At 34.2% G+C, this 25,170-nt stretch carries 24 protein-coding genes; 7 read left to right on the plus strand and 17 right to left on the minus strand.

What is annotated here, in order from left to right:
* Positions 1–291: 291 nt before the first annotated feature.
* Entirely contained in the window at positions 292–981 is a 690-nt protein-coding gene (locus EG814_RS17140; RefSeq protein WP_125723124.1) for a tetratricopeptide repeat protein, read from the minus strand.
* Between the two features lie 518 nt (positions 982–1,499).
* A complete protein-coding gene (locus EG814_RS17150; protein WP_125723125.1) occupies positions 1,500–2,696 on the minus strand; it encodes a C1 family peptidase in 1,197 nt (398 codons plus the stop codon).
* A gap of 244 nt (positions 2,697–2,940) precedes the next feature.
* Here EG814_RS17150 and EG814_RS17155 point away from each other — a divergent pair, with 244 nt between their 5' ends.
* Together EG814_RS17155 and EG814_RS17160 are read left to right on the plus strand one after the other, a co-directional pair.
* Positions 2,941–3,735: an AraC family transcriptional regulator gene (locus EG814_RS17155; protein ID WP_125723126.1), complete on the plus strand. Its 795-nt coding sequence runs from the start codon at positions 2,941–2,943 to the stop codon at positions 3,733–3,735.
* A 78-nt stretch (positions 3,736–3,813) separates the two neighbouring features.
* Positions 3,814–4,674, plus strand: a complete 861-nt coding sequence (locus tag EG814_RS17160; protein WP_125723127.1) for a CPBP family intramembrane glutamic endopeptidase — start codon at positions 3,814–3,816, stop codon at positions 4,672–4,674.
* Positions 4,675–4,722: 48 nt separating this feature from the next.
* Here EG814_RS17160 and EG814_RS17165 read toward each other — a convergent pair whose 3' ends face one another.
* The 14 genes from EG814_RS17165 to EG814_RS17230 all read right to left on the minus strand — a co-directional run bounded on the left by EG814_RS17165 (position 4,723) and on the right by EG814_RS17230 (position 20,868).
* Complete coding sequence (locus EG814_RS17165) at positions 4,723–5,883, minus strand: BamA/TamA family outer membrane protein (protein WP_125723128.1); 1,161 nt, start codon at positions 5,881–5,883, stop codon at positions 4,723–4,725.
* Between the two features lie 76 nt (positions 5,884–5,959).
* Positions 5,960–6,928, minus strand: coding sequence for a SphA family protein (locus EG814_RS17170; protein ID WP_164515341.1), 969 nt, complete (start codon positions 6,926–6,928; stop codon positions 5,960–5,962).
* Between the two features lie 62 nt (positions 6,929–6,990).
* A complete protein-coding gene (locus tag EG814_RS17175; RefSeq protein ID WP_125723130.1) occupies positions 6,991–8,166 on the minus strand; it encodes a helix-turn-helix domain-containing protein in 1,176 nt (391 codons plus the stop codon).
* A gap of 118 nt (positions 8,167–8,284) precedes the next feature.
* Positions 8,285–8,863 carry a DUF4136 domain-containing protein gene (locus EG814_RS17180; protein WP_125723131.1) on the minus strand — a complete coding sequence of 193 codons (579 nt, stop codon included), beginning with the start codon at positions 8,861–8,863 and terminating at the stop codon, positions 8,285–8,287.
* A gap of 289 nt (positions 8,864–9,152) precedes the next feature.
* Positions 9,153–10,553: a DUF2252 domain-containing protein gene (locus EG814_RS17185; RefSeq protein ID WP_125723132.1), complete on the minus strand. Its 1,401-nt coding sequence runs from the start codon at positions 10,551–10,553 to the stop codon at positions 9,153–9,155.
* Between the two features lie 16 nt (positions 10,554–10,569).
* Positions 10,570–12,045, minus strand: a complete 1,476-nt coding sequence (locus tag EG814_RS17190; RefSeq protein WP_125723133.1) for a DUF1254 domain-containing protein — start codon at positions 12,043–12,045, stop codon at positions 10,570–10,572.
* Positions 12,046–12,089: 44 nt separating this feature from the next.
* Positions 12,090–12,917: a hypothetical protein gene (locus EG814_RS17195; protein ID WP_235831005.1), complete on the minus strand. Its 828-nt coding sequence runs from the start codon at positions 12,915–12,917 to the stop codon at positions 12,090–12,092.
* 97 nt (positions 12,918–13,014) lie between these two features.
* A complete protein-coding gene (locus EG814_RS17200; RefSeq protein ID WP_125723134.1) occupies positions 13,015–14,031 on the minus strand; it encodes an HAD family hydrolase in 1,017 nt (338 codons plus the stop codon).
* A gap of 54 nt (positions 14,032–14,085) precedes the next feature.
* The gene (locus tag EG814_RS17205) at positions 14,086–15,759 is read right to left on the minus strand and encodes an arylsulfatase (RefSeq protein WP_125723135.1); all 1,674 of its coding nucleotides are present in this window, start codon (positions 15,757–15,759) and stop codon (positions 14,086–14,088) included.
* Positions 15,760–16,339: 580 nt separating this feature from the next.
* On the minus strand, positions 16,340–17,773 hold the full coding sequence (gene pyk, locus EG814_RS17210; protein WP_125723136.1) for a pyruvate kinase: 1,434 nt from the start codon (positions 17,771–17,773) through the stop codon (positions 16,340–16,342).
* A gap of 5 nt (positions 17,774–17,778) precedes the next feature.
* On the minus strand, positions 17,779–18,267 hold the full coding sequence (locus tag EG814_RS17215; RefSeq protein WP_125723137.1) for an IPExxxVDY family protein: 489 nt from the start codon (positions 18,265–18,267) through the stop codon (positions 17,779–17,781).
* 125 nt (positions 18,268–18,392) lie between these two features.
* Positions 18,393–19,133, minus strand: a complete 741-nt coding sequence (rnc, locus tag EG814_RS17220; protein WP_125723138.1) for a ribonuclease III — start codon at positions 19,131–19,133, stop codon at positions 18,393–18,395.
* Between the two features lie 9 nt (positions 19,134–19,142).
* Positions 19,143–20,396: a beta-ketoacyl-ACP synthase II gene (gene fabF, locus EG814_RS17225; RefSeq protein ID WP_111378847.1), complete on the minus strand. Its 1,254-nt coding sequence runs from the start codon at positions 20,394–20,396 to the stop codon at positions 19,143–19,145.
* Between the two features lie 235 nt (positions 20,397–20,631).
* The gene (locus EG814_RS17230; protein ID WP_007137004.1) at positions 20,632–20,868 is read right to left on the minus strand and encodes an acyl carrier protein; all 237 of its coding nucleotides are present in this window, start codon (positions 20,866–20,868) and stop codon (positions 20,632–20,634) included.
* 175 nt (positions 20,869–21,043) lie between these two features.
* Between EG814_RS17230 and purN the strand changes: the two genes are divergently transcribed.
* Together purN and rnhA are read left to right on the plus strand one after the other, a co-directional pair.
* The gene (gene purN, locus EG814_RS17235; protein WP_125723139.1) at positions 21,044–21,607 is read left to right on the plus strand and encodes a phosphoribosylglycinamide formyltransferase; all 564 of its coding nucleotides are present in this window, start codon (positions 21,044–21,046) and stop codon (positions 21,605–21,607) included.
* A gap of 254 nt (positions 21,608–21,861) precedes the next feature.
* A complete protein-coding gene (gene rnhA, locus EG814_RS17240; protein ID WP_125723140.1) occupies positions 21,862–22,338 on the plus strand; it encodes a ribonuclease HI in 477 nt (158 codons plus the stop codon).
* Between the two features lie 59 nt (positions 22,339–22,397).
* On the opposite strand, the gene EG814_RS17245 is transcribed toward rnhA, so the two are convergent.
* The gene (locus EG814_RS17245; protein ID WP_125723141.1) at positions 22,398–22,745 is read right to left on the minus strand and encodes a DUF6249 domain-containing protein; all 348 of its coding nucleotides are present in this window, start codon (positions 22,743–22,745) and stop codon (positions 22,398–22,400) included.
* A gap of 286 nt (positions 22,746–23,031) precedes the next feature.
* On the opposite strand from EG814_RS17245, the gene EG814_RS17250 reads away from it, so the two are divergent.
* From EG814_RS17250 to EG814_RS17260, 3 genes are all read left to right on the plus strand, one after another.
* Positions 23,032–23,619, plus strand: a complete 588-nt coding sequence (locus tag EG814_RS17250) for an RNA polymerase sigma factor (RefSeq protein WP_125723142.1) — start codon at positions 23,032–23,034, stop codon at positions 23,617–23,619.
* Complete coding sequence (locus tag EG814_RS17255; protein ID WP_125723143.1) at positions 23,603–24,007, plus strand: hypothetical protein; 405 nt, start codon at positions 23,603–23,605, stop codon at positions 24,005–24,007. Before EG814_RS17250 ends, EG814_RS17255 begins: the two co-directional genes overlap by 17 nt.
* 206 nt (positions 24,008–24,213) lie before the next feature.
* Positions 24,214–25,137: a PfkB family carbohydrate kinase gene (locus EG814_RS17260; protein WP_035646428.1), complete on the plus strand. Its 924-nt coding sequence runs from the start codon at positions 24,214–24,216 to the stop codon at positions 25,135–25,137.
* The last annotated feature ends 33 nt before the right edge of the window (positions 25,138–25,170 follow it).

Here is a 25,170-nt window from a genome sequence, read left to right on the forward strand (position 1 = left end):
AATGTACTTCATGAGTCATTTAGCCGCGAATCGACTCTCATCCTTTTCACTTTATTATATCCAAATATAGGTATTTGAAAGATTGATTTTATAACTATGCAAACATAGGAGCCACGCTAAGATTTTTACGCAGAGAGCGCTAAGTTTTTTGAGTAATTTTTATAGAATAAAAAAGTTCGCAGAGCTATATGCATATAGCTCTGCGAACTTAATATTTAGATATCGTTTAAAAGTAAACTTAGCTAGCGCCCTTTGCATAAAAATCTTAGCGTGGCTTTGCGGTAAAAAAAACTATTTCATACTCAAAGTTTCACTTTTGAACCTTTTCATTAAAGTATCAGCTTTTTCATTTTCGTTTATTGCTTTTAAAGACTGTGCGTATCTGTAATAGTAAATAACATCCAGCTCTTTGGATTCGTCAAACAATTTCTCATAATAGCCAACCGCTGCGGTAAGATTTCCTTCAAAATAAAAGCGGTCTGCAACTTTTTTTAGCATATCGACAGATTTATACCCTTTTTCGATTACTTTTTCGTAGGTATCTACCACATTGACCGTAATGTATTTTGAAGCCGAAAGAGGAGGGGCAGGAGTTTTAATTTCGAGTTTAACGGGTTCTACCGAAGCTGATAAACTGGTTACAGTTGCTTTTTTTTCTATTGTATTTGAAGTTGCTTTAGGTTTTCTTTTTACGTAATTCGGAATTACTGTTCTCGTATTATTGGGCCCGAGATCGTAAGTATCGACCATATCCAATTTAGTAACTTGGTAGGTAATAATTCTACCTCCAAAAAGCTTATTTATTCTCTCTTCTACATAATACGATTTTATTACATAATCACTATTATTAGCAAGATTATCCGTCAATAGTGTTGTTTTTCCTATTGCTGGAAAAGCAGATGCATCATTTGTGCTCTGGGCAAAACAGCCGAGAGAAAATACGAACGCAAGTGTAACGATAATTGCTTCATACTTTTTCATAATTTTTTGAATAAAATTAATGCTCCAATAAAAAACTCACACTAAAGTTACTCATTTTCTTCTAGTTAGCTTTATTCTAACCGTAACTTGCTTATAAAGACGATGAAGTACGTCTTTTTATGGATTTAACTAAAAAAAGCGCCACAATCTTCAAAAGATCACGGCGCTTCCTATTTCAAAAAAGTCTAATAAAATTAAATCCCTAATTTCTTAGCAATTTCAGAAGGAATTCCTCCTCTGTTTACTGAAAGAGCAGTAGTTTTATATTTTGCGAAATAGAGTGGTATTTATTAGGGATTTCATTTGACTTATAAGCTATTTCATTCAGTTTTAATAATCGCTCATTTTGTTCTATGTTGTGTTGTATTAGAATTAGTATATTCAATCCATCGTTTCAGAATTAGGGAAAAACTATTAGAACCTGCCATATTTTTAATTCCATCAAATTCGATGGAATCAAAAAGCGCCGCAATCTTCAAAAGATCACGGCGCTTTCCTATTTCAAAAGTCTAATAAAATTAAACCCCTAATTTCTTAGCAATTTCAGCAGGAATTCCTCCTTTGTTTACTAGAAGAGCAGTAGTTTTATATTTTACGAAATTCTTAGTTACAAACAAGAAACCTTTATAGTCGTTTGTTTCTCCCCAAGAGTTTTTTACGATGTAATATTCTTTTCCAGTTTGATCTTTTGCAAGACCAATAATGTGCATTCCGTGGTCGTCTGTTGTAGTGTAGTTGTCAAACGCAGCCTGACGCATTTCTGGAGTAATTTCTGGTTCAGCTTTTGGCCCGTTAAATAAGTCTGCTTTTTCTTCTGCAGTCATATCTTCGAATTTTTTAGTAGCTACATATGCTACACCGTTTTTCCAGCTAAAGGTTTTCTCGCTCACGTCTGTTGCCCACGCTACAGTGTATCCTTTTTTCAACGCATTGTCGATAACATCTGTCATGTCATTAATTTTTACGTTGTAAACCTGATCTAGTGACCAGTTGTCTGGTACCATCATAGTTGTTTTTTGGTAGTAAGGCACATTGTTGTAAGAAGACATTTCTACGTACTCATCTGGGTTAATTCCAACCACTTCTTTTGCGAAAGATTGCGGTGTGTAGTTTTTCCCTTTGAATGCAAAGTTTTCTGGAGCTTTTCCTAAATAAGAATCGATCATTGCTGCGTAAGCTTTTTTCCAAGTTGGTGTCAATTCTCCGTTCGGATTCTTCACAACAGCCGTCAAAAATCCTTCGATTAAAGCGCCCATTTCAGCAAATTTATTTTTGTCTGTTCCGTAGTTTAATCCCGTGTAAACTTCTCTTGGTACAGTTCCGTATTTTTTGTACATGTTGATTACATCATGCAAAGCTCCTCCGTCTCCAAGTGTAATAGCACCGTGCATACGAACGTAGTTTTCTCCTTTGTCAACATACACATTTCTTGCAGAATAAATTTGAGATAATTCTACCGGCTGTTTTCCTAAACGAATCATTTCTGACTCTAAAAACGAGTTAGAAGCATAACTCCAGCAAGTTCCAGATGAACCTTGGTTTTTTACCGATGTTGTTCCTAAGTTAATTACTTCTGTAAACTTGAAGTTCTCTTTACTTTTGTCGCTTGCGTTTAGTTTTAGTGAATTTACTAATACGTCTTGCGCAAAACAGCCTGCAGTTCCAGCCAAAAATACTGAAGCAGCAAACACTGATTTGAATGAAAATGTATTCATAATTTATGTTTAAGATTTAACAAAATTAGTCTCCATTGTTTCTAATTTGTTACAAAACAATTAAATTTTTTGTAATTTATTGCGTTTGAGCGGTTAATTTTTTCACAATCTTTCTTTTAAGGTGTATAAGATTACAAAATCTGCAAAAGTGAAGCGCATTGCCAATCAATCTCTAATTATAATCTGTAGTTTTTTAAATATATAGTATTTTGGTTGTCTGTAAACGCCACGCTAGAATTTGAAAATGTACGAACTGGAAAAAGAAAAATACTTGGGCAATACCAAAAACATCTTCAATACAGAAGGTCTTGCAGTCGTAGAAACCGAATATCAGAACAAGGTTTACGAAGGTTGGCATTCGCATAACAATGCGCACATTACTCTTTTTCTTAACGGAGGCACCACCGAAAAACGCAAAAACTTTAATGAAACGGTTGGCGCGGGTTCTTTACTATTTTATCATAGCGATGAGCTGCATTTGAACCAGAATACCCTTTTACCCTCCCGAAATATTAATATCGAAATTGAAGAAAACCTGCTCAAAGAACTCGAAATTACCGAAGCTGTTTTAGAAAAATCGGTTCAGAACACTGCTTTTACCAAATTTTTAATTCTAAAGATTTTTAAAGAAACGCAATCTTCAGATTCTTTTTCAAGCGATACTATTCGAATGTTATTTGCACAGCTTTCCAATTCTACAGATCATTTGGAACGTTTTGACAAAAGTCCGTTTTGGGTTAAAAGCTTGAATGAATTATTGAATGACTGTTGGAATGAAAATCCAAACTTGAATGATTTGGCACAGGTTTTACATTTAAATCCGATTACGATTTCTAAACATTTCCCTAAATATTTTGGATGCACTTTGGGCGAGTATATGCGCCGAATTAAAATTGACCGTTCGCTTTCGCTAATACAATCCAGCAATGAAAATCTGACTGAAATAGCACTCCAATGCGGATTTTCGGATCAAAGTCATTTTATTAGAACTTTTAAAAGCCAGACGGGATTTTTGCCAAAACAATTTCAAAAATTATAAACGAAGCAAATTTCATTCTATTTTTTGGTTTCGGAGCAATCTACATTTGCTTCAAATTAATTCTAAAACCAAATTCAAATGAAAACTCTTACCCTAAAACAAAAAATATCACATTCATCCATAATTAAGGTTCTTTTAGCTCTGCTTGTTTTTATGGCTGTTGTTGTCATCGGACAGCAAATTGCATCCAAATTGCTAGCATTAACTCCTTTGGATAAAAATTTCAGAAATCTGCTAAAAGGGCTTTTTGTTTCTACTGCATGCGTTTTAAGCTATATTACTTTCTTTAAAAAATTTGAAAAACGAAACATTACAGAATTTGCCACAAAAGAACTTTTAAAAAATGTTCTTCTTGGTGCGATGCTTGGTTTGGTTTTACAATCGCTAACGATTTTAATTATTTACCTTAACGGAAGTTATAGCGTTGTGGCTATTAATCCCATTACTTTTATTTTGATTCCTTTTGCGATTATGTTTACTGTGGCAATTATTGAAGAAATATTAGTTCGCGGCATCATATTTAGAGTAATGGAAGAAAAACTAGGAAGTTATCTCGCTCTTACTATTTCATCTCTTATATTCGGAATTTTACACCTTGCTAATGCGAATAGTACTGTTCTTTCTAGTCTTTGCATTACCACTGCCGGATTTCTTTTTGGTGCCATCTTTATTTATACCCGTAATTTATGGTGTCCGATTGCATTGCATTTTGCATGGAATTTTACCCAATCAGGAATTTTTGGAGCCATTACATCAGGAAACGAAAAAACGAGCAGTTTATTAGAAGCTAGAATACAAGGTCCAGAATTTATTACAGGTGGTGCATTTGGTCCAGAAGGCAGTATTCAGGCAACTGTTATTTGTTTGATTGCGACAGTTATTATTTTAATTTTAAATGAAAAACATAATAAAATCATAAAACCTTATTGGAAAAAATAAGAACCGATTCTCCATATCAAGTTCCCGGCAATAATTTGTCGGGAATTTTTATCTAAGCCAATTGCTTCCAAAAACGATATAATACGCCCATTCTTCTGGCCCGTGGGCAACGTCTACTCCCATACGGAGTTTAAATTTTCTGGCAACTAGATATCTAAAACCTGTTCCGTAGCTATATACGACAGGTTTTGCAAAAGCTTTGTCCCAATCGTCAAAAGCGCTCGCCAGACCGCCAAATCCCATAAGGCTCCATCGTTTGTAAACATCCCATCTTAATTCGGCTTCGGTCACAATACTGGTGTTGCCCATATATCTGGCAGCCGGAATTCCTCGTAAATTGATTCCTGGTTTTAAATAAAAAGGCGGACTTCCCAACGCCTGCTCTCCTTCTATCCTTAGTCCGCCAATTAATGTTTTTGCCAAAGGATAATATCCAATTGCCGATAAATTGATACGCCAGGCATCGTAATCGCTTCCTAGCATATTGTCTGACCAGAAAAAATCGGATTGAAGTCTTATTCCTTTATCTGGTGTAAATATATTGTCGCGTCCGTCAAACTGTAGTGCACCACCAAGCTGGCTTATGGTACTTTTAATATCTTTTGGATCTACAAATGGGGGAGGAAGATTTAAATCGGGAAGGTTTATTTTGGAGTTTAAAAATAAGTATTGTGGCCCAGCGCTCCATTTTGCATTTCTAAACTGTTTAAGCCACTGCGTGTAAAAAATAGTCGATTTAAAATTAAGCTTAAATTCCTGATCTTTTTGGTTGGGCAGATTATTGGCATAAAATGATAAATTCATATCGCCATAAGCCGCAAAACCGCGATACAAGATTTTGGATTCTGCGAGCGTCGCCGAGCGAAAAGCGCCTGCCATCCAGCTTTTATTTGCCGTATACATACCAACTCCTCCTGTTATATCTGGATTTATAAAACGTTTGGTTCCATCTTTTTCGATAACGGGAGCGCGTTTTTTAAGAAAAATTGGCGCGACTGCGCCTCCAAATCCTCCAACGGCAGGTTCTGTTATAATGGTTGGCACTACAATAAATCCGTTGGCGTAAATTAAGAAATCACTCAAATCGAAAGCTCCGTCTAAAGAATCCTTAAAAACTACTCGATGTTTCTGCGCGCTTAAAACATTAAACGATAAGACTATCCATAGCAGAAATAGGATGGTTTTTTGTGTCGGCTTTTTGTTTTTCATATAGGCTTTTATCGTTTTATATTTAAAAATTGACCTCATCTCAACAAACTAAATCCTTAAGAATCTTATGTAGAAATTATTTTTTATTCAGCCTAAAAACATGCGCTAGTGTGATAAAAAAAGTATTTCCCTGAAATCTATTTTCAGCGGTTACTTCTCCAAGCCATCTAAAACCAACATTCGTCATACTGCCAATGTGGAGATAGTTAACCTCTGCACCAATTGCATTAACATGATCTTTATCTGGTTCAATTACAAAAATGTTCCCTACAGGAATTTTATCATCAGACACTTTGTATTGCAGATAATAAATTAAACCTGCATTTAATATACCTTTTGGAGCTGTTTTTTCGGCATTCAGGCAATAAAAAGTTTTTCCTAAACCTCCTTCAATACTTAGAATATCTCCAGTTTTTATGTCAGTATCTTTTTTCTTTCCATTGATTTCATAAGAAGCCAATGCCGAGAAATGAAATGTTTTTTTGTCATTAAAAAATAATGTTGTTCCTCCGGAGAATTCATTTACAAACATTCCTAAGCCACTATTGTCACTTCCTCCAACATCATATTTTCCTGTTGGAAGATACATTTGGTAACTGAATACAAAATCGGCTCTTTTATGATGCCAGCCTAACTGAATAGGCTGTATGTACATATCTGTAAAAGCAAAATCGCTTTTTGAGTCGATATAACTTCCTTGAATAGTATTGGAAGCTCCCGCTAATAGGAGCGAAGCTCCGTAATTAGCACCAAGAATTTTGAAATCACTAACAAAATTGGCTCCAACACCGGTAAGGAACATGGTAAGATTTGGATCTCCAACTTTATCACCATCACTATTTCGTAAAGATGATGCGCTGTAAATATATCCAGGAATATAAACGCTCAAGGTATTTTCTGGAGCCTGCGTACCAGACTGAAGCCCCATTGAACCTAGAATGTGAGCTCCCTTTAATTGTGCATTGCTATAAAAAGAGATCAATAGTAAAATCATAATTAAAGCGGATTGCACTATTTTTTTGGAATTATTAATTTTTGCTTTCATGCTAAAAAGTTTTAAATGAACTATGGACTCTTCGATAGCCATCAATTAATGCAGGAAATAACTTATTTAAAATAATAAGCTTCTGAGCGATCAGGATTGATTCTGATCGTTTTAAAATATTCTGAAGGTGATTTTCCGGTGTGTTTAATAAAGGCTCTAAAACAAGTTGTTCGCGATTTAAAACCAGATCCCCACGCCATACCTTCTAATGATAAATCTTTCCACTCTGGATCGTTTATTTTATCTTTAAAATATTCAATCCTTTTGAGATTAACGTAGTCCTGAAAATGAAGTCCAAACTCAGAATTAATCAAATTAGAGAGGTGGTGCACAGATATTTCTGTTTCATCAGACAAATCCCGAATTACGAAATCCTTTTTTAAGAATAGGTTTTTAGTATTGAGAACATAATCTAATTTTGAAAGGTATTCTTCTCTTTTTTCCGGAGGCAGTTCGTTTACTATCGGAATAGTAGTTTTTGTTTCCTTTGTTTTTAGCGCTATCGTGTTGTCTACAACAAAATCGAATGTCTCTTCTTCATCATGAAAAATCTGCGGTTTAAAATAAAGCCAGCCAACAGTAAAAAACAATACAGAAGAAATTAGCACATAACAAGAAAGATCTGAGGCATCTACTTTTTGAAGTAAAAAATGATGGACAAAAAGTGCCGAAAACAAAAATAAAATCATGAGATTATATACTCTAATCCAGTTAATTACTTTATTATGATGAAATTGGTTTCCTTTAAATTTTTTCAGATCATAGTTTAAAATCAACATGGTTTGAAAAAAGACATAGAAAAGCCAAATACTCAGCGTTAAAACAGAAAACGGATTTTTGATTAAACCTGCAATATAATCGACAGCTTTTATATCGGTGTAACTTCCAACATAGACAATCAGCGTTAAAAAGAAATAAATGACAAAAGGCATAAAATGAAGCCAATCGTATTTTCTGAAACTTTTATTTAATGATAAAATGTTTCTAACATACAAGAAAGAGCATGGAGCGGTTAAAAATATAAACGCTTTTGTAATAGTAAATAGATCTGGGAAATTTTTAAATAAATTGGCCGACAAATAAAAATTGTAGATACTTACTACTGCCAGACTTAGTAAAAACATACCCAAAAAGAAGCTTTTGGAGTAGTTTTTTCTGGAAAACAAAACCATAATTGAAGTTGCGAGACCCACTATTATGGCCACAAAAAAGAAAAGGGAGAGTAGTATATCGATCATTTTTTAAGTTATTAGTGTGGTGTTATTATCTTAAAAATAGAATGCGAAAAGGGGCTAAAAGAATAGAAGATTGTACTTGCCGTTGTTTGGCAAGTACAAAAACTCTATTTCTGTTTCATTATTTTTTAACTGCTCCGGGAGGGAAACCAGCTAGTATTTTTTTGATTGCGTCATTAATAAATTGTTCTGGATTATCTGGCTTGCTGTCAATTTCAGCATTTCCGATTCCTTGCCAAACCAGTTTACCTGTTTTGGTCGATACAATATCGATCACTAGCGAACCATCAACATAATCGTAAGAATTAAATGTTGTATTGGCACCGCCCATCATTGCACCGCCTCCCCAATATCCGTATGGACGGTACATTCCACCATATCCATAAAAATCGGTATTGGCACTAACAGAAGTTTTATTTTTTAAGATAGAAACGGCATTGACTTTTAGATCTGGATTACTGGATTCTGTAAATCCTTTTGCAAGCATTTCATTTTTGATTGCATTGGCAACACGATCAACATTTAGCTGATTAACTTGACCTTCCTGCGCTTTCAAATCATAAACAGCAAATGTTTTGTATTCGCTGAAATTAGCAGCATGATCGTAATCATTTGTAACTTTTACTGTTGGAGAACAGCTGTAAAACAAACCCAAAAATAAAATTGGGATTATACGAAGATTTGTTCTTTTAATATTCATGTTGGTATTTATTAAATTAATAATTAAATCAGTATAACTCGAATTTATTAAAATCGTAAAAATCTTGAACGGAGGAATGGTAACAAATATTAATAATTGCCAACAGAATGCAAAGCACTACTAAACAATCACTTATATTACTCTCAAAGATAAATCATTTTATTTAATTAACATTATTAAATAAATAAAATCTTACTTCTTAATTTTACTCATTAATTGCATTCAAAATTTTGTTTTTTTTTAATGAATTTTACCTTGTACAGCTACATACTACTTTCAGTTATGAGGATTAGATTTCTGCAGCTATAGGTAATTTTCCTTGTTTTATTGCTTCTAACATTTTATTGTAATCGTCATTGTTTTGATTGGCGTACAGAATAGAAAACTCAGAAATTGCATCTGCAAATTTGTCTGAGTCTCCCAAATAACCTGAAATTACAGACGGATCACCCGAACGCGCATGAGCTCTTGCAAGCGCCCATCCGCAGGCTTTGGCATAATCTGCCATATTTTTGGGTTTCATAATTTCAAGAATCGGTTTTATTTTGGCATCTCTAAGCTGTCGGATATAAAAGAACTTATCTTTGCTGTCGTTTGTCCAGCCTAGAAACATATCCGATGCCGATTGCATAAGCTTTTGCCCCATAACAATGCGTTCTCCTTGATGTGTGTACTTGCCTTTACTTTTTACATTTTCTTCTAATACGCTTTTTCTAGCTTCTTTAAATTGTAAAAAAATAGGTTCTCCAGTAGCAGACATTAGCAAGCTAATGCCGCAAAGGGTTCCGACACTTCCTACGCCAACCACTTTTATCGCTATATCGTGAATCGCATATCTGCTTAACAAAACCTGTTTGTCTTCAGAAAGAGATTCGATATATCTTTTATGAATAATTTCACCTTCTTTAGCAATTTGTTTTTCCAGATCTCCTTTAGGATGAAATATCAAAGGCGGATCATCTTTTATGCGCGCTCTGTCTCCGTCAAAATAAGTCATCTTTGCAAACTCCTTTTCATGAGCGGTATATTCTGATGCTTTTTTTATTCTTTTCTGATGAAATTCTTTGAGCTCTTTATCTTGACCTAACTCAATCAGTTCTGCCAAATCAATATCGGCATACCAAATCTGCAGAGCCGATAATTTACTATAATCTAGCATATGCCTTTTGTAACTATCTGCAACATGCCAAGCAAATTGTCTGCAGTTTTTATTGGAGAATTTTCTCCATTGTCCTGCAATAACAAAACTGGTTGCCAATCTTTTTACATCCCATTCCCACGGTCCAGGAAATGTTTCGTCAAAATCATTAATATCAAAAACCAATTTACGTTCAGGAGTTGCAAATCCACCAAAATTCATTAAATGACAATCACCGCAAAGCTGAAGGCTTATTCCTGATACAGGCGTATGAGCTAAATCTGCTGCCATAATGGCCGCGGCACCTCTATAAAACGAAAAGGGCGATTCCATCATTCTGCTATACCGAATAGGCAATAGGCTTTCTACTCTGCCTACACTGGTCTGAATGAGAATATCTACAGGATCTTTTCTGTTTTTAAAAGAATTCCATTCCTGATGCTTCTCCAATGGCACTTTTTTTCTCATTGAAGCGCCTCTTTCAAAGCGTTCTGCTTTTGATGCCAAGGGATCAAATCTGTTTTCGTCTATATCTTTAGATTTTTCAGGCATACGTTTTAATTAGCATTTATCCTTTTACTAATGATGGCGGTGTATAGCCTTTTATCATGCTTTCTTCTGGCCAGTAGGACCTTAATAAAAGTCCAAACTTGTCTTTTGGAACGGGAAGCCAATTACTGACTTTATCTGCAGCTGGTTTAGTGTTTTGAAAATACAAGGTTAGCGAGCCATCTGTATTATATTTCAAATCTTTGTTTTTGGTTCCTAACGAATAAATTTTGGCATCATTTATAAAAAAGAAATGATTATGATCGTAAACTGTCAGTGACCAGAAACCTTTTACTTTTGGAATTAAATCTTTCGTAAAAGTGATGGTGTAATTTGATTTTCCATTTAATTCAACACCTCTACTATCTAAATCCTGATTGTAATAAATGGTTTCCTGTGGCTGGTTTACAAATATATTTGCTCTCGCGGCACTTGTTCTGCTGAGATAGTCTGTGCCAAAATTGGCTCCATTTTTAGTAGTGTTCCAATAGTTTCCTACTGGTACGCCAACATTTTTAAATTGACGTAGAGGCTCTATTAAATCGCGCTCTGCATCTACGGCTGCTTTTGTTAAAACAGGCATTAAAGTGCTGTCTTTTTTAACCGCATCCATTACTGAGTTAAACAAAGCATAAAGGCCTTCTTCTCCTCGTAGTGGGGGAACTTCTTTTAAAACAGCTGGAAATTCTTGAAAAAATTTCTCTGGAATTACAAAAGCAACTTCTTTTCCGCCTTCACTTTTATTCGGATCTGGAAATGAAGGTATTTTTGCCCATTCTTTTGTTTTTACTTTTCCATCGTATTCAGCTAAAGGATACGCCATTAATTGATTAATAACAGGCTGAATCGCTTTTCTGTCTTCTGGAGTATTGTTTAAAAATGCTCTCGGAATTACAAAGGCAAGATTGGTATCGCTATGAAAAACTTCTGTAATGCCATCAGGTACTTTTCCTTTCCAACCAGGTCCTACTATTAAATAAAAACCTTTTTTACTGCCATACATGGCGCCCAATTTTGCAATTCCGTCTGTACGCTGATTTCCTAATTGCACCACCCAAAAACGGTCTCCAAAATCCGGAACCTGCACTACAACAGGACTTTCGTTGAGCATCATAATTCCAAAACCATATACCACATCCTGATTAGGGCAGGCTACGTATCTTTCAAATGGTGTTATATAATCTGATGTCATGCACAAATTATTTACTGGTGCTACGGGAACAGCTCCGCCATTAAGTCCTTGTGTCGGCACTTTACGCATTACCAATACGCGATTGTGCATATTTACCAAGGGCCAGCCCCAAAAATACATTTGCTTTCCTAGCTCATAAACGTATTCCTTTGTCATTACAACATCGGGAACTGGGCCAGGAACGACAGATTTTACGGTATCCACCGTAGAAACTTCGGTAGAAGCAATTGTCGTATCTTTTTGATTTGAATTGCATGAAATTATTAGTGCCAGAAGTGATAACAACGCTACAGCTTTTTTCATATATCTAATAGATTTGATTAAAAATAGAGTGAAAAATGATTCATTTAAGAACCCGGAAATATAAAGGCTACTACCGCTCTAAGTCCCCAATCTGGTCTTATGTTTGAATGTCCTACAACTGGTATTAAAGGCATAAAAGCAAATTGCATAGTCTGATTTCCTAATTTTGTAATTGCTCCAACATTTGGACTAACTGTAATAAGTGTTGAATTGCCTTGCCAGTTTTGTGTAATCTCTGAAGTAATACCAATACTTGCTCCACTTTTATAACTATGTGTTAGAAATAGCTGCGTGTAAAACTGATTAAAATCTGCTCTATCAGCATTTCCAGCTACAGACCAAATTTGATTGGCCAGAAAACCTATAGAAAGCCCTTTGCCCTGATGCATCACTAAAACACTAGGACCAATTCCAAATTTTTCTGTTCCCAAAAATTTTTCTGTAGCAGTTGGCACTAAAAAAGCCGGACCAACCCCAAAAATAATTCCCTTTGTTTTAGGAGCAAAAAAAGCGGTTACTGTTGCGTCGCTTAAGCCAAACTCATGTGTATTTTCTCCCGTAACATCTTGCTGATCTACAACTGGGAGAATGTAACGAGTAATTAAATTTAGATTATCGCTCAATTTAAACGGAACAACTGGCTGTATATTAATCTGATATTTTACTCCATTATAAGGACCAATCCCGTAAGTAAGGTTATTTTGCAACGGAACACTAATTAAGCTTGCCACAGGATTTGCCATTTTATCGGCAAGTTCTTGTGCGCTTGTTGCAGCTTTTGGTTCTTCTTGTGCAGATACGATTAAGCTTGAAAGTAAAAAAGTTACACTTAGAAATAACTGTACGGCGTTTTGTGATCTCATAATTTTCATAATCGTATATTTAAGATTTATTAATCATCTTTTTAATCAAAAAAGAAACAACTTTCAACTTCTAAAAGTTGCTTCTTTTTGATTTTCTAATTCAGAATTATTTGTCTGGAAATATCGTTTTCCAATCGTCTTTCATGCTGATTACATGATATTTGTATTTAGCAGCAGTATTTAATGACAGGTTATCCTTTTCCTGATAACTATATTCTCTAATAGAATCATTGTGGTTTACAATCATTTGAAATGAAGGATATTTGCTTCCCTGAGAATATCGTAGCATGGCAAGGTCTCCCGCTCCTCCTTCATTTCCGCAGGCAAATACAGGTCTTTGACCAATATGCAATTGTATTCCAACCGGTTTGCCATCTTTATCATCCAAAAGATCTATGGCTGGTTCTCTTACAATATTATTTGTAGCATCATCAAATTTGTATTTAAAAGAAGTTCCTACAACTTGATATTTTGGAATTCCGTAAAAATCTTCAGAAATAGAACGTACCAATTCTACAGTTCCTCCTGTTACAATAAAAGTTTTAAAACCGTTTGCTCTCAGATAATTCAGCAATTCTAATTGAGGCTGATATCTAATCTGCTTCATGGGCACATTTTTACCAGGATATTTAGCTCCTGCAAAAAACTCTTTAGCCGAAGCTTCAAAATCCGATTCGGTCATTCCAGTATGCGTTGCCGCAACAAGCTCTATAAGTGCCTTATCTCCTCCTTTTTCAAAAAAAGTCTTGTCTTTTTCTACAACAGCTTTAAAAGGCTGTTTTTTTGCTAATTCTGGATTTGCTTCCACCATTTTTTTTACACGGTAAAATGCAAATAACTCTTGTACATAAGGCTTTTCAGCCCATAAAGTTCCGTCGTTATCAAAGGTTGCAATTCTATCCTGCTCAGGAATAAAGTCTGGACTTCCTTCTTTGGTTACTTTTTCTACATACGCAATTATATCGCTTTTTAAAGCTCCGTCGTTCCAACTTGGCAAAGGATCTCCGCTTGTTGTAGTTTCTGTTTTTTTACTCTCTGTAGTTGGTGCGGTTAAGGTATCCGATTTTTTACAGGAAAAGAAAAACAAAACTATTAAAGGTAAAATGTATATATTTTTTTTCATGTATTATAATTTAATAAAGAGATCCAACTCTTCAATCTGAATCTCTTTTATTATTTATTTTTTCTTTTTTGAAGCTGCCTCTTCTTCTTTCATTTTAGGCAAAATGTTTTTTTCTACATATTCCTGCGCTTTTATACCCCTTAAAGTCTGTTGCAATATTGTTGTTGGGTTAAAACTTGGCGGGAACGAACGAGGCGGATATTCTTTGAATGACTCGGCAAAAACAAATACATCATTCATTGCTCCATAAACAGAACCTACATGATTAAGTAACCAGTCCCAATAGGTATTTGAAGTAAAATCGGCTCTTTCATAAGGATCTTGGTATAAATTGAATATTTTCTGGAGACGAAGTTCTGTAAAAGGCTCTGCCCAAACTCCCATAGTTCCTGCTAAACGTTGTTCTGCAAAAACATATTTATAATCACCAACGCGCATACCTACCAATAAACCATCATCATCCGAATAGAAGAATTTGTCTCTAACACTTTTTCCTCCTTCCAATAATTTAGTCTGGTCAAAACCATCTAAGTGCACTTTATAGTTTTTACCATTTGCGCTGTATCCTTTTAAAAGTTTGTTTACAATATCTGGCTCACCCGCTAGAGAAGCAAAAGTTGGAATCCAATCGTTGTGGCTCATTAGCTCATTTGTAACAGTTCCTGGCTTAATATGGCCAGGCCATTTTACAATACAAGGAACACGGAAAGCTCCTTCCCAGTTTGTGTTTTTTTCTGAACGAAATGATGTCATTGCTCCATCTGGCCACGTATTCATGTGAGGTCCATTATCCGTAGAATACACCACGATTGTATTGTCGGCAATTCCTAAATCGTCAAGAGCTTTTAAGATGCTTCCGATAGTTTCGTCATGCTCGATCATACCATCAATATATTCACTGTCACCGTGAGTATATCTTCCTCTGTGTTCTTTTCTAACGTGCGTACGAAGGTGCATACGAGTAGCATTAAACCAGCAGAAAAATGGTTTGCCAGCAGCATTTTGTCTTTTAATAAAATCAATGGCTGCAGCTGAAGTTTCGTCATCAACCGTTTCCATTCTTTTTTTTGTTAGCGCTCCGGTATCTTCAATTTTCTGTTTTCCAACTCTTCCAAAACGAGGATCTGTAGTCGCATCATCAACATTTGTTGCCGTACATTTTAGCACCCCTCTTGGTCCAAATTTTTTCAAATATTCGGGATCCTTAGGATAATCTGGCAATTCTGGTTCTTCTTCTGCATTTAAGTGATACAGATTTCCAAAAAATTCGTCGAAACCATTGACCGTAGGCAATGTTTCATTTCGGTCACCCACGTGATTTTTTCCAAATTGTCCTGTTGTATAACCAAGACTTTTCATAATACCTCCAATTGAAGGATCTAACTGACTCATTCCCATTGGTGCTCCAGGAAAACCTACTTTTGTAAGTCCTGTACGAATACCGTGCTGACCAGTTAAAAATGCTGCACGTCCTGCAGTACAGCTTTGTTCTCCATAATAGTGCAAAAATCGCATTCCTTCATTGGCCAAACGATCAATATTTGGGGTAGTATATCCCATAAGTCCGTCACTATAGGCACTAATATTGGTAATTCCGATATCATCACCCCAAAGTACCAAAATATTTGGTTTTTTACTTTGTGCTGTAATAGAAACTCCAGAAAAAAACAGTAACGCTAATACCTGAAAGGTATTTATAAATCCGCATTTTAATTTGATTTGTTTCATGATAAAAAAATTCGTTAAAGATTTTGTTATTATATGAGTTCGATAAATCCAAAAAAAATAAATGGGAAAATGGTAAGCTTTCAAAAAAATGGCTTCAATTGAGGTTGCATCTTTTTGATGTGTTTCAAATTCATTTTTATTTTAAAATCTGAAACAGAATATTTTTAACTTTTTTTTAAGTTTCTCAAAATTAACTAATAATTGAGCGAACAATTGTATTTATTCGGCATGAGCTTGTTTCATTTTATAAAATGAAACAACATAAATGAAGAATTTGCACCAAAATGTTTCATTTTGCAAAATGAAACACACCTAAACGTTAGAAAATAGGCTTTTTATGTTTTTATTTCTAAAATGAAAAAAAAAGAAGAAATAGTAGCAGATGATGTTATTTTGTATAGTTGTTTTCTAAAAATTGAGTGAAATGAAACAGAAAAAGATTCTTTTGCGTCTAAAAATTTGTGAGATTACAAGAATAACAAATCAGGAAATTGAGCTGTTTTTTAGAAAAAAAGGCTCAAAAACAAAAAAGTCGCTTAAAGAATAAGCGACTTTTTTAAAGTATTTTGTAAAGAAAATATTAATCAATTTCAGAAACTCTCATGGTATTAACCATTCCTTTATCTTTAATTGGCATTGCAGCAAGGTTGATTAAATAATCTCCTTTTTGTGCATATCCTTTCTCAACCGCAATTTGATTTACATCTGTTACAGTATCATCTGTACTTTCTTCATTATCGTAATAGAAAGATTTAACTCCCCATAATAAATTCAATTGTGTTAAGATTCTTCTGTTTGAAGTAAACACTAAAATATGAGCAGTTGATGGTCTCCAAGCCGAAATTTGAAATGCTGTATAACCACTATTTGTTAAAGTACAAATTGCTTTAGCTTCGATTTCGTTAGCCAATAAAGCCGCTTGGTGACAAACTGTTTTAGTAACAAAACGTTTTGTTTTAATTTGAGGTGTGTTTTGAGGAACCTGAATTAAAGGTGAATTCTCAACAGCCTCACAAATTTGTGCCATTCTCTGAATTACTTGTACAGGGTAGTTTCCTGTAGCTGTTTCTCCAGACAACATAACAGCATCTGCACCGTCCATTACAGAGTTTGCAACGTCATTTACTTCTGCTCTTGTTGGAGTTAAACTTGTAATCATTGTTTCCATCATTTGAGTGGCAACGATAACAGGAATTCTAGCCGTTTTAGCTCTTCTAATCAAATCTTTTTGCACCAATGGCACTTCATGAGCAGGAAGTTCAACACCAAGATCTCCACGAGCTACCATTAAACCATCGCAATAAGCTACAATCTTATCCATGTTCTCAAGAGCTTCTGGCATTTCAATTTTAGCAATGATAGGAATTTTAACGTCAGAATGCTTAGCGATTAATTCTTGTAAGTCTTGTAAATCGCGAGGAGTTTTTACAAACGAAAGTGCAATCCAGTCTACTTTTTGCTCAATTGCAAAAATAGCATCTGCAATATCTTTTTCTGTTAAAGCTGGCAGAGAGATTTTTGTATTCGGAAGGTTAACTCCCTTTTTAGATTTCAACTCTCCACCTTGGATAACTCTAGCAACAACTTCACTTTTTTTATCTGTAGAAACAATTTCAAAAATAAGTTTACCATCGTCAAGCAAAATACGCTCTCCAACGTTAACATCATTTGGGAAATTTTGATATTTCATGAACGCTTTTTTTGACGTTCCGATAATATCTTCAGCAGTTGTAAAAGTGATTTCATCGCCGTCGTTTACAACAGTGCCTTCTTCCATTACACCAACTCTAAGTTTTGGTCCTTGCAAATCTCCTAAGATTGCTGTTGTGTAGCCAAACTCTTCGTTTAGACTTCTAATAATGTTTATTCTTTCTTTTACTCCTTCGTAATCTGCATGCGAAAAATTGATTCTAAACACATTAACACCTGCATCGATCATATCTTTAATGATCTCTCTTGTACTACAAGCTGGGCCGAGTGTAGCAACAATTTTGGTTTTCTTGTTTGTTAGCATTTTTTTTAAAAAATTAGATTGTTTTTTGATTTTATCTTGTCTGTATCAACGGTATAAATAGCCGCAATACTTTCTATGGTATTTAATTTTTGTTGAATTTCTGAAAAATTAAGCGCCTCTTCGCTATTATCAATTTTCAGGAAAAAATCGACTTTTTTAAATTCAGGAAGTAAATGAATTGTTGTCGAAACCTCACTTGTTTCATTAGAAAACAAATTCTGGAAATCATTTGTACTCACAGAAATGATTTCATTTTTATTCTGAATTAAATTCCAGGAAACAGCTTTTTCTTCATCATAATAATAGAATCTCGAAAAATTTGCTTCACCTTCCTTAGTCTGAGCATGAATCTCGTTTTTGCTCTTACTTAAGTTAATCGGAAGGATTTTATTAATAAAATAGGCTAATCTATAATCTTCTAATGAAGTATGAATTGCCATTAAATAATAATCAATTTCGTCAAATTCGTCTAAATCCAATTTATGAATAGCCATGTCTTGAAAAATCAAGTTGTAAATATACTATTTCTAAACGGAGCATCAACAGTTATGACATGCTTGTTTTGTTAAATTATAAACGAAAACGTTGTAGCCTTGTGATAGTTACAACATTCTTGCAGCTATTTCTTGTCAATTTTTTCTTGAAATGCAAAATACGCTCTTTGCGATGCTTTTTCTTCTGCTTTCTTTTTTGAAGTTGCTCTCGCTCTTGCAACAACTTTATCGTCAATACTCAATTTAACACCAAATAAACGCTGTCCATCTATGCCGTTATCTTCAAAAATATCATAATGGAAAACTCTTTTTTCTTTCTGACACCATTCGATAACAAGACTTTTATAGCTTATCACTTTTCCTTCTAGTCGGGCAATATCAACGTATGGAGTTACTACCTTTTTTTGAATAAATTTTTCGCAAAAAGAATATCCCTTATCCAAATAAATAGCTCCCACAAGCGATTCAAAAATATTACCATGAATATTTTCTCCAAAATGCTGAATTGGCACTTTGCTTTCTACAAACTGGACTAAATTTAAATCTTTACCTAATTCATTCAAATGTTCACGGCTCACAATTTTAGAACGCATCTTGGTTAAATAGCCTTCGTCTCCATTTGGTGCTTTATTAAACAAATGTGCAGCAATGACAGCACTTAGCATAGCATCACCTAAAAATTCTAAGCGTTCATAATTTATAGGATGGCCATTCTGATCTAATTTATTGGAAGAGCGGTGTGTGAAAGCTCTTCTGTAAAAATCAATATTTGTAGGCTGAAAACCAAGAATTTTCTGAATAGTGTCAAAAAAAATCCCGTCTTCTAGAGAACGGGATTTAGAAAATATTTTTTTGATAATATTCATATACAGAAATTAGTCAGCTAATTTTTTAAATAATACGCAAGCATTATGTCCACCAAAACCAAATGTATTACTCATAGCAACATTTACTTCTCTTTTTTGAGGTTTGTTTAGAGTAAGATTTAAAGATGGATCAATGTTTTCGTCAACTACTGTATGGTTAATCGTTGGAGGCACAATTCCGTGTTGCATTGCCAAAATAGAAGCAATAGCTTCTATAGCTCCAGCAGCACCAAGTAAGTGTCCTGTCATAGATTTTGTAGAGTTAATGTTGATGTTTTTAGCATGATCTCCAAAAACTTTGCTGATTGCTTTTAGCTCCGCAACATCTCCTAATGGAGTAGAAGTTCCGTGCGTATTGATATGATCCACTTGATCAGGGCTCATTCCAGCATCTCTCAATGTGTTTTCCATTACTGCAATAACTCCAATTCCTTCTGGATGCGGTGCAGTTAAGTGATAAGCATCAGAAGACATTCCTCCACCGCCAATTTCGCAGTAGATTTTTGCTCCTCTTGCTTTAGCATGCTCGTAATCTTCAAGTACTAAAGCTCCTGCTCCTTCTCCTAAAACAAAACCATCTCTAGTAGCGTCAAAAGGTCTAGAAGCTGTTTCTGGACTTTCGTTTCTTGTAGATAAAGCGTGCATTGAGCTAAATCCTCCCATGCCTGCAATTGTAACTGCTGCTTCAGAACCACCAGAAACAATAACATCGCACATTCCTAAACGAATGTAATTGAAAGCATCAATTAGTGCATTTGCAGAAGATGCACAGGCAGAAACCGTAGTATAATTTGGCCCCATATACCCATTACGCATAGAGATATGCGCTGGAGCGATGTCGGCAATCATTTTAGGAATAAAGAAAGGATTGAACTTTGGTGTTCCGTCTCCTTTTGCATAATACAATACTTCATCCTGAAAAGTTTCTAAACCTCCAATTCCTGCGCCCCAAATAACACCAACTCTTTGTTTGTTTACGTTATCATTTGTGATTCCGGCATCTTTGATAGCTTCATCACTGGCAGCAATCGCATATTGTGCAAATTTATCTAATCTACGAGATTCCTTGCGATCCATGTAATCTTCAATATTGAAGTTTTTTACTTCGCAGGCAAATTTCGTTTTGTGTTTCTCGGTATCATAATATGTGATTGGAGCGGCTCCGCTAACTCCATTCACAAGTGCATTCCAATATTCTTGGATATTATTCCCGATAGGAGTAAGTGCACCTAATCCTGTTACAACAACTCGCCTTAATGCCATAAATATGTGTTTTGTACTTTAAACAAATAAAACCCACGCTTTCTTAACTTATTGTTACTTAAGAGCCATGGGAATTACAATATAAATATATCTTTTAGATTGAAAATCAATCGGAATTTAATTTTAAAAAAATAATAACACCCGATATCTAAAAATTCCAATTTTAAAAAAACAAACTCCAAATTGGGATTTGGATATTAATATTTGGAATTTTTAGAATTCGGGTGTAGTATTATTATTTTTTTGCTTCTTCGATATAAGAAATAGCTTGACCTACAGTAGCAATGTTTTCTGCTTGATCGTCTGGAATTTGAATATCAAATTCTTTTTCGAATTCCATAATAAGCTCAACAGTGTCTAATGAGTCAGCTCCTAAATCATTAGTGAAGCTTGCTTCTGTTACAACTTCGTTTTCGTCAACACCTAATTTGTCTACGATAATCGCTTTTACTCTTGATGCAATGTCTGACATAATCTTTAATTTTAGAATTTAATTTGTTGGCAAAAATAAAAAACTTTATTTTAAAACCATGATTTAGTTTATAAATGTGATACTAATTTATAAAATTAATTTCAAGAAAGGTCTTTCAAAGCTATTTATTTTCGTTTTTTATTCCGTTTTTTGCACTCTCAAAATACACCGCTTTATGAAAAAAATTATCGTTTTTGCCTCAGGATCAGGAACTAATGCAGAGAACATTATAAAATATTTTTCGAACACTAAAATTGCAAAGGTTGTTTCGGTCTTTACCAATAATGCTTCGGCAAAAGTGATCGAAAGAGCAAAAAATCATCAAATTCCTGTTGAAATTTTCTCAAAAAACGAACTTTTAGAGAGAAACGTACTACAAAAAGTGCAAGAAATCGACCCGGACTTGATCGTGCTCGCTGGTTTTTTACTAAAGTTCCCAGAAAACATAATTGAACTATATCCGAATAAAATAATAAATATCCATCCGGCACTTTTACCTAATTATGGAGGTAAAGGAATGTACGGAATGCACATACATAGAGCAATTGTAAATAATAAAGAAAAAGAGACCGGAATCTCTATTCATTATGTTAACGAACATTATGATGAAGGTGGCATTATTTTTCAAGCAAATGTTGCGCTAACAGACGAAGATACCCCAGAAACCGTTGCAGAAAAGATTCACGAACTGGAACAAAAGCATTTCCCGGAGATTATTGAAAGATTACTGCACGCGTAATTTTTTTAAACCATATAAGTTATGTAAGTCCATTTTTGAAGAGGGATGCAAAATTATAGGGACGTAAAATTTAAGATCATATAAGTGTATTTGAATTCATTTTAAGTTGAATTATAAAATAACAAAACTTAAATGTCCTTGTCACTAAGTAGCATAAAGTTCCAATTTTTAAATGAACTTACATAACTTATATGGTAAAAAATAAAAACAGACAAAGCAAATTCAATCTAAAATCAACAATCTAAAATAATTAAATGTCTCACGAAGTACATATATATACAGACGGCGCTGCAAAGGGAAATCCAGGAAATGGGGGGTATGGGGTTGTCATGGAACTGGTAGGTACACCATATAAAAAAGAATTTTACGAAGGTTTTCGACTTACGACTAATAACAGAATGGAACTTTTGGCTGTCATTGTAGGTTTAGAAAAACTGAAAAATCCAGGCATGAAGGTTTTGGTGATTTCCGATTCTAAATATGTAGTTGACTCTGTAGAAAAAAAATGGGTTTTCGGTTGGGAGAAAAAAGGCTATACAGGCAAAAAGAATCCTGATTTATGGAAACGCTTTTTAATTGTTTACCGAAAACACAAAGTCGATTTCAAATGGATAAAAGGTCATAATAATCATCCGCAAAACGAGCGCTGCGATCAATTGGCTGTAATGGCATCAGCGCAGCCCAAACTTTCCGTCGACGTTTATTACGAAACCATTGGTTCTAAAGAATAAAAAAAACGCATCATATATATGATGCGTTTTTTGTACTAACTTAAATTTGATACGAACGGTTATTCTTTATCTAAATCTTTTGCTGTTTTAAATCCTGTCAAAAGTCCTAAACCTGCCATAATAAATATAATTGAAGGATAAACGGCTCCGTCATTTAATGAAGTGTAAGTTGTAATTAATATTGCAATAAAAATTCCGACCCCACTACCTATTAATAAAAAGGCCAGATTAACTACAAATATTTTCCAAGCCGGAACTCCGTTTCCTTTTCCTTGAATAAAGATGCTGGCATCTACACCTTTTTCTATTAACGCTAAACGTTCTCTATTTCTGGTTGAATAAATTAAGTAAACGATTCCGAAGATCATTAAAAAGAAACTAATTGGGATTAAAACTTTGTCGTCCATGATTTTTTATGTTTTTAATTGATTGATATACCCATAAGACGACAGGTTTTGAAATGAGGTTACAGAATTTTAAAATAAAATTCAAAAAACAAATTCCAAATTCCAAAAGTCACTGATTATCAATTAATTTTGATCTTGCTTTTTTTACGCCAACTATTTTGTCAAAGTTTAAACTTTGACAAAATTCAATTCTCACTTATATATTAAAGATTGGAATTTAAAAAGTTTGGAATTTATTTTTCCAATTTCTTGTAACCTAAACCAACAACTTGTCGTCCTATATAATATGAGCACAATAAATGATCGGCATTATATAGATAAAATTCTGCAGGGCGAGACCAATGCGTTTGCCGTGCTGGTTGATCGTTATAAAGATATGATCTTTACACTGGCTCTCAAAATGGTTAAAAATAGAGAAGAAGCCGAAGAAGTTGCGCAGGATACTTTTATAAAGATTTACAGTTCATTAAATAAATTTAAAGGAGACGCTAAATTTTCGACTTGGATTTATAAAATTGCCTACAATACTTGTTTAGACCGATTGAAGAAAAATAAAAAAGAAGATTTAAACATTTCGATTGATGAATTTTCTTCTCATTTAATTAAAACAATGGATAATGCATTGAGCGTTCTAGAAGATAAAGAACGAAAGCAGACCATTCAGAAATGTTTAAATTTATTACCAAGCGATGAAAATTTCCTGCTCACTTTATTTTATTTTGAAGATCAGAATTTGGAAGAAATTGGAAAAATAATGAATATTTCGGCCAATAATGCCAAAGTAAAATTGTTTAGGAGCCGACAGAAATTAGCTGTAATTTTGAAACAGCAGTTAGAACCAGAAATAATAGAATGTTATGAAAGAGAGCGATAAAAACTTAGAACAACTTATTGATAAAATGATGGCTGAAGAAAAACTTCAGTCGCCATCTTTTGATTTTACTTCTAAAATAATGTCGGAGGTTTTGGTTTTGGAAGAGAAAAAACTAAAAGCCTATAAACCTTTGATTTCAAAACCGGTCTGGATTTTTATTGGATTGGCGTTATTCGGATTGGTAATTTATGTTTCTCTGTTTTCTGTTTCGCAAAACAATCTGGAAATAGAAAAAATGGGAGAATTGTATTCTGACAAAATTTCTAACACATTCTCTGGAATTCATTTGTCTAAAAATATCCTGTACGCAATTTTAATTGTTACTTTTATGATTTTGGTTCAGGTTGGTGTTTTGAAGAATTATTTTGATAAGAAGTATCAGCTGTAAAATAATCGCATTTTTTTTCAAAAAATTTGCATTCTAAATCCTAAAAACATATTTTAAGCATTCCTAAGAATCAATTTTAACCAATTCATTTACAATAGTTTTACTTCGAAATCGTTGTCATTATTTTAAGAAAATTTTGAGAACCTAAACCATTGCAAGATTGTAACTTATAGAGTATCTTTGCACCCTAATTCGAAATTCATAAAATGAATAAACTATTGATTGTTGGAACAGTTGCTTTCGACGCGATTGAAACTCCTTTCGGAAAAACAGATAAAATATTAGGTGGTGCTGCAACGTACATTGGTTTATCAGCTTCATTTTTTAACTTGCAATCGGCCATTGTTTCTGTAGTTGGCGACGATTTCCCTCAAGAACATTTAGATCTTTTAACTTCAAAAAACATTGATATCTCTGGTATCGAAATTGTAAAAGGAGGAAAAACTTTTTTCTGGAGCGGTTTATACCATAATGACTTAAATTCTAGAGATACTTTAGTTACTGAATTGAACGTTTTAGCCGATTTTCAGCCGAAAGTTCCTCAAAACTACAAAGATGCTGACGTGGTAATGTTAGGAAACTTACACCCATTAGTACAAAGCAGTGTTTTAGATCAAATGGAGAAAAAGCCAAAATTGGTAGTTTTAGACACTATGAACTTTTGGATGGACTGCGCTCTTCCAGAACTATTAGACGTTATTAAACGTGTAGATGTTATTACAATCAATGACGAAGAAGCAAGACAGCTTTCTGGTGAATATTCATTAGTAAAAGCAGCTGCGAAAATCCAAGATATGGGACCTAAATATGTGGTGATCAAAAAAGGAGAACACGGAGCACTTTTATTCCACAACAGAGAAGTATTCTTTGCACCAGCTTTACCATTAGAAGAGGTTTTTGATCCAACAGGAGCAGGAGACACTTTTGCAGGTGGTTTCTCAGGATTTATTGCGCAAAGCGAAAACATTTCTTTTGGCAACATGAAAAACGCAATTATTTATGGTTCAAATTTAGCTTCGTTCTGCGTAGAGAAATTCGGAACTGAAAGGATGGAAACATTAAGCAAAGCAGAAGTAGCGATTCGATTACAGCAATTTAAGTCGTTAACTCAGTTTGACATAGAAATATAATGCCTAAGAGCCTCGATAAAACGGGGCTTTTTT

The organism is Flavobacterium ustbae (assembly GCF_003946915.1).
Classification (GTDB): domain Bacteria; phylum Bacteroidota; class Bacteroidia; order Flavobacteriales; family Flavobacteriaceae; genus Flavobacterium; species Flavobacterium ustbae.

Coding starts and splice junctions, on each gene's coding strand:
- EG814_RS17185 (WP_125723132.1), bottom strand. CDS start 10,553: ATGCCTGAAAAATCTAAAGATATAGACGAAAACAGATTTGATCCCTTG.
- rnc (WP_125723138.1), bottom strand. CDS start 19,133: ATGAATATTATCAAAAAAATATTTTCTAAATCCCGTTCTCTAGAAGAC.
- rnhA (WP_125723140.1), top strand. CDS start 21,862: ATGTCTCACGAAGTACATATATATACAGACGGCGCTGCAAAGGGAAAT.
- EG814_RS17155 (WP_125723126.1), top strand. CDS start 2,941: ATGTACGAACTGGAAAAAGAAAAATACTTGGGCAATACCAAAAACATC.
- EG814_RS17245 (WP_125723141.1), bottom strand. CDS start 22,745: ATGGACGACAAAGTTTTAATCCCAATTAGTTTCTTTTTAATGATCTTC.
- EG814_RS17260 (WP_035646428.1), top strand. CDS start 24,214: ATGAATAAACTATTGATTGTTGGAACAGTTGCTTTCGACGCGATTGAA.
- EG814_RS17200 (WP_125723134.1), bottom strand. CDS start 14,031: ATGAAAAAAAATATATACATTTTACCTTTAATAGTTTTGTTTTTCTTT.
- EG814_RS17140 (WP_125723124.1), bottom strand. CDS start 981: ATGAAAAAGTATGAAGCAATTATCGTTACACTTGCGTTCGTATTTTCT.
- EG814_RS17165 (WP_125723128.1), bottom strand. CDS start 5,883: ATGAAAAACAAAAAGCCGACACAAAAAACCATCCTATTTCTGCTATGG.
- EG814_RS17150 (WP_125723125.1), bottom strand. CDS start 2,696: ATGAATACATTTTCATTCAAATCAGTGTTTGCTGCTTCAGTATTTTTG.
- EG814_RS17250 (WP_125723142.1), top strand. CDS start 23,032: ATGAGCACAATAAATGATCGGCATTATATAGATAAAATTCTGCAGGGC.
- EG814_RS17230 (WP_007137004.1), bottom strand. CDS start 20,868: ATGTCAGACATTGCATCAAGAGTAAAAGCGATTATCGTAGACAAATTA.
- EG814_RS17255 (WP_125723143.1), top strand. CDS start 23,603: ATGAAAGAGAGCGATAAAAACTTAGAACAACTTATTGATAAAATGATG.
- purN (WP_125723139.1), top strand. CDS start 21,044: ATGAAAAAAATTATCGTTTTTGCCTCAGGATCAGGAACTAATGCAGAG.
- EG814_RS17205 (WP_125723135.1), bottom strand. CDS start 15,759: ATGAAACAAATCAAATTAAAATGCGGATTTATAAATACCTTTCAGGTA.
- EG814_RS17175 (WP_125723130.1), bottom strand. CDS start 8,166: ATGATCGATATACTACTCTCCCTTTTCTTTTTTGTGGCCATAATAGTG.
- pyk (WP_125723136.1), bottom strand. CDS start 17,773: ATGCTAACAAACAAGAAAACCAAAATTGTTGCTACACTCGGCCCAGCT.
- fabF (WP_111378847.1), bottom strand. CDS start 20,396: ATGGCATTAAGGCGAGTTGTTGTAACAGGATTAGGTGCACTTACTCCT.
- EG814_RS17195 (WP_235831005.1), bottom strand. CDS start 12,917: ATGAAAATTATGAGATCACAAAACGCCGTACAGTTATTTCTAAGTGTA.
- EG814_RS17160 (WP_125723127.1), top strand. CDS start 3,814: ATGAAAACTCTTACCCTAAAACAAAAAATATCACATTCATCCATAATT.
- EG814_RS17215 (WP_125723137.1), bottom strand. CDS start 18,267: ATGGCTATTCATAAATTGGATTTAGACGAATTTGACGAAATTGATTAT.
- EG814_RS17180 (WP_125723131.1), bottom strand. CDS start 8,863: ATGAATATTAAAAGAACAAATCTTCGTATAATCCCAATTTTATTTTTG.
- EG814_RS17190 (WP_125723133.1), bottom strand. CDS start 12,045: ATGAAAAAAGCTGTAGCGTTGTTATCACTTCTGGCACTAATAATTTCA.
- EG814_RS17170 (WP_164515341.1), bottom strand. CDS start 6,928: ATGAAAGCAAAAATTAATAATTCCAAAAAAATAGTGCAATCCGCTTTA.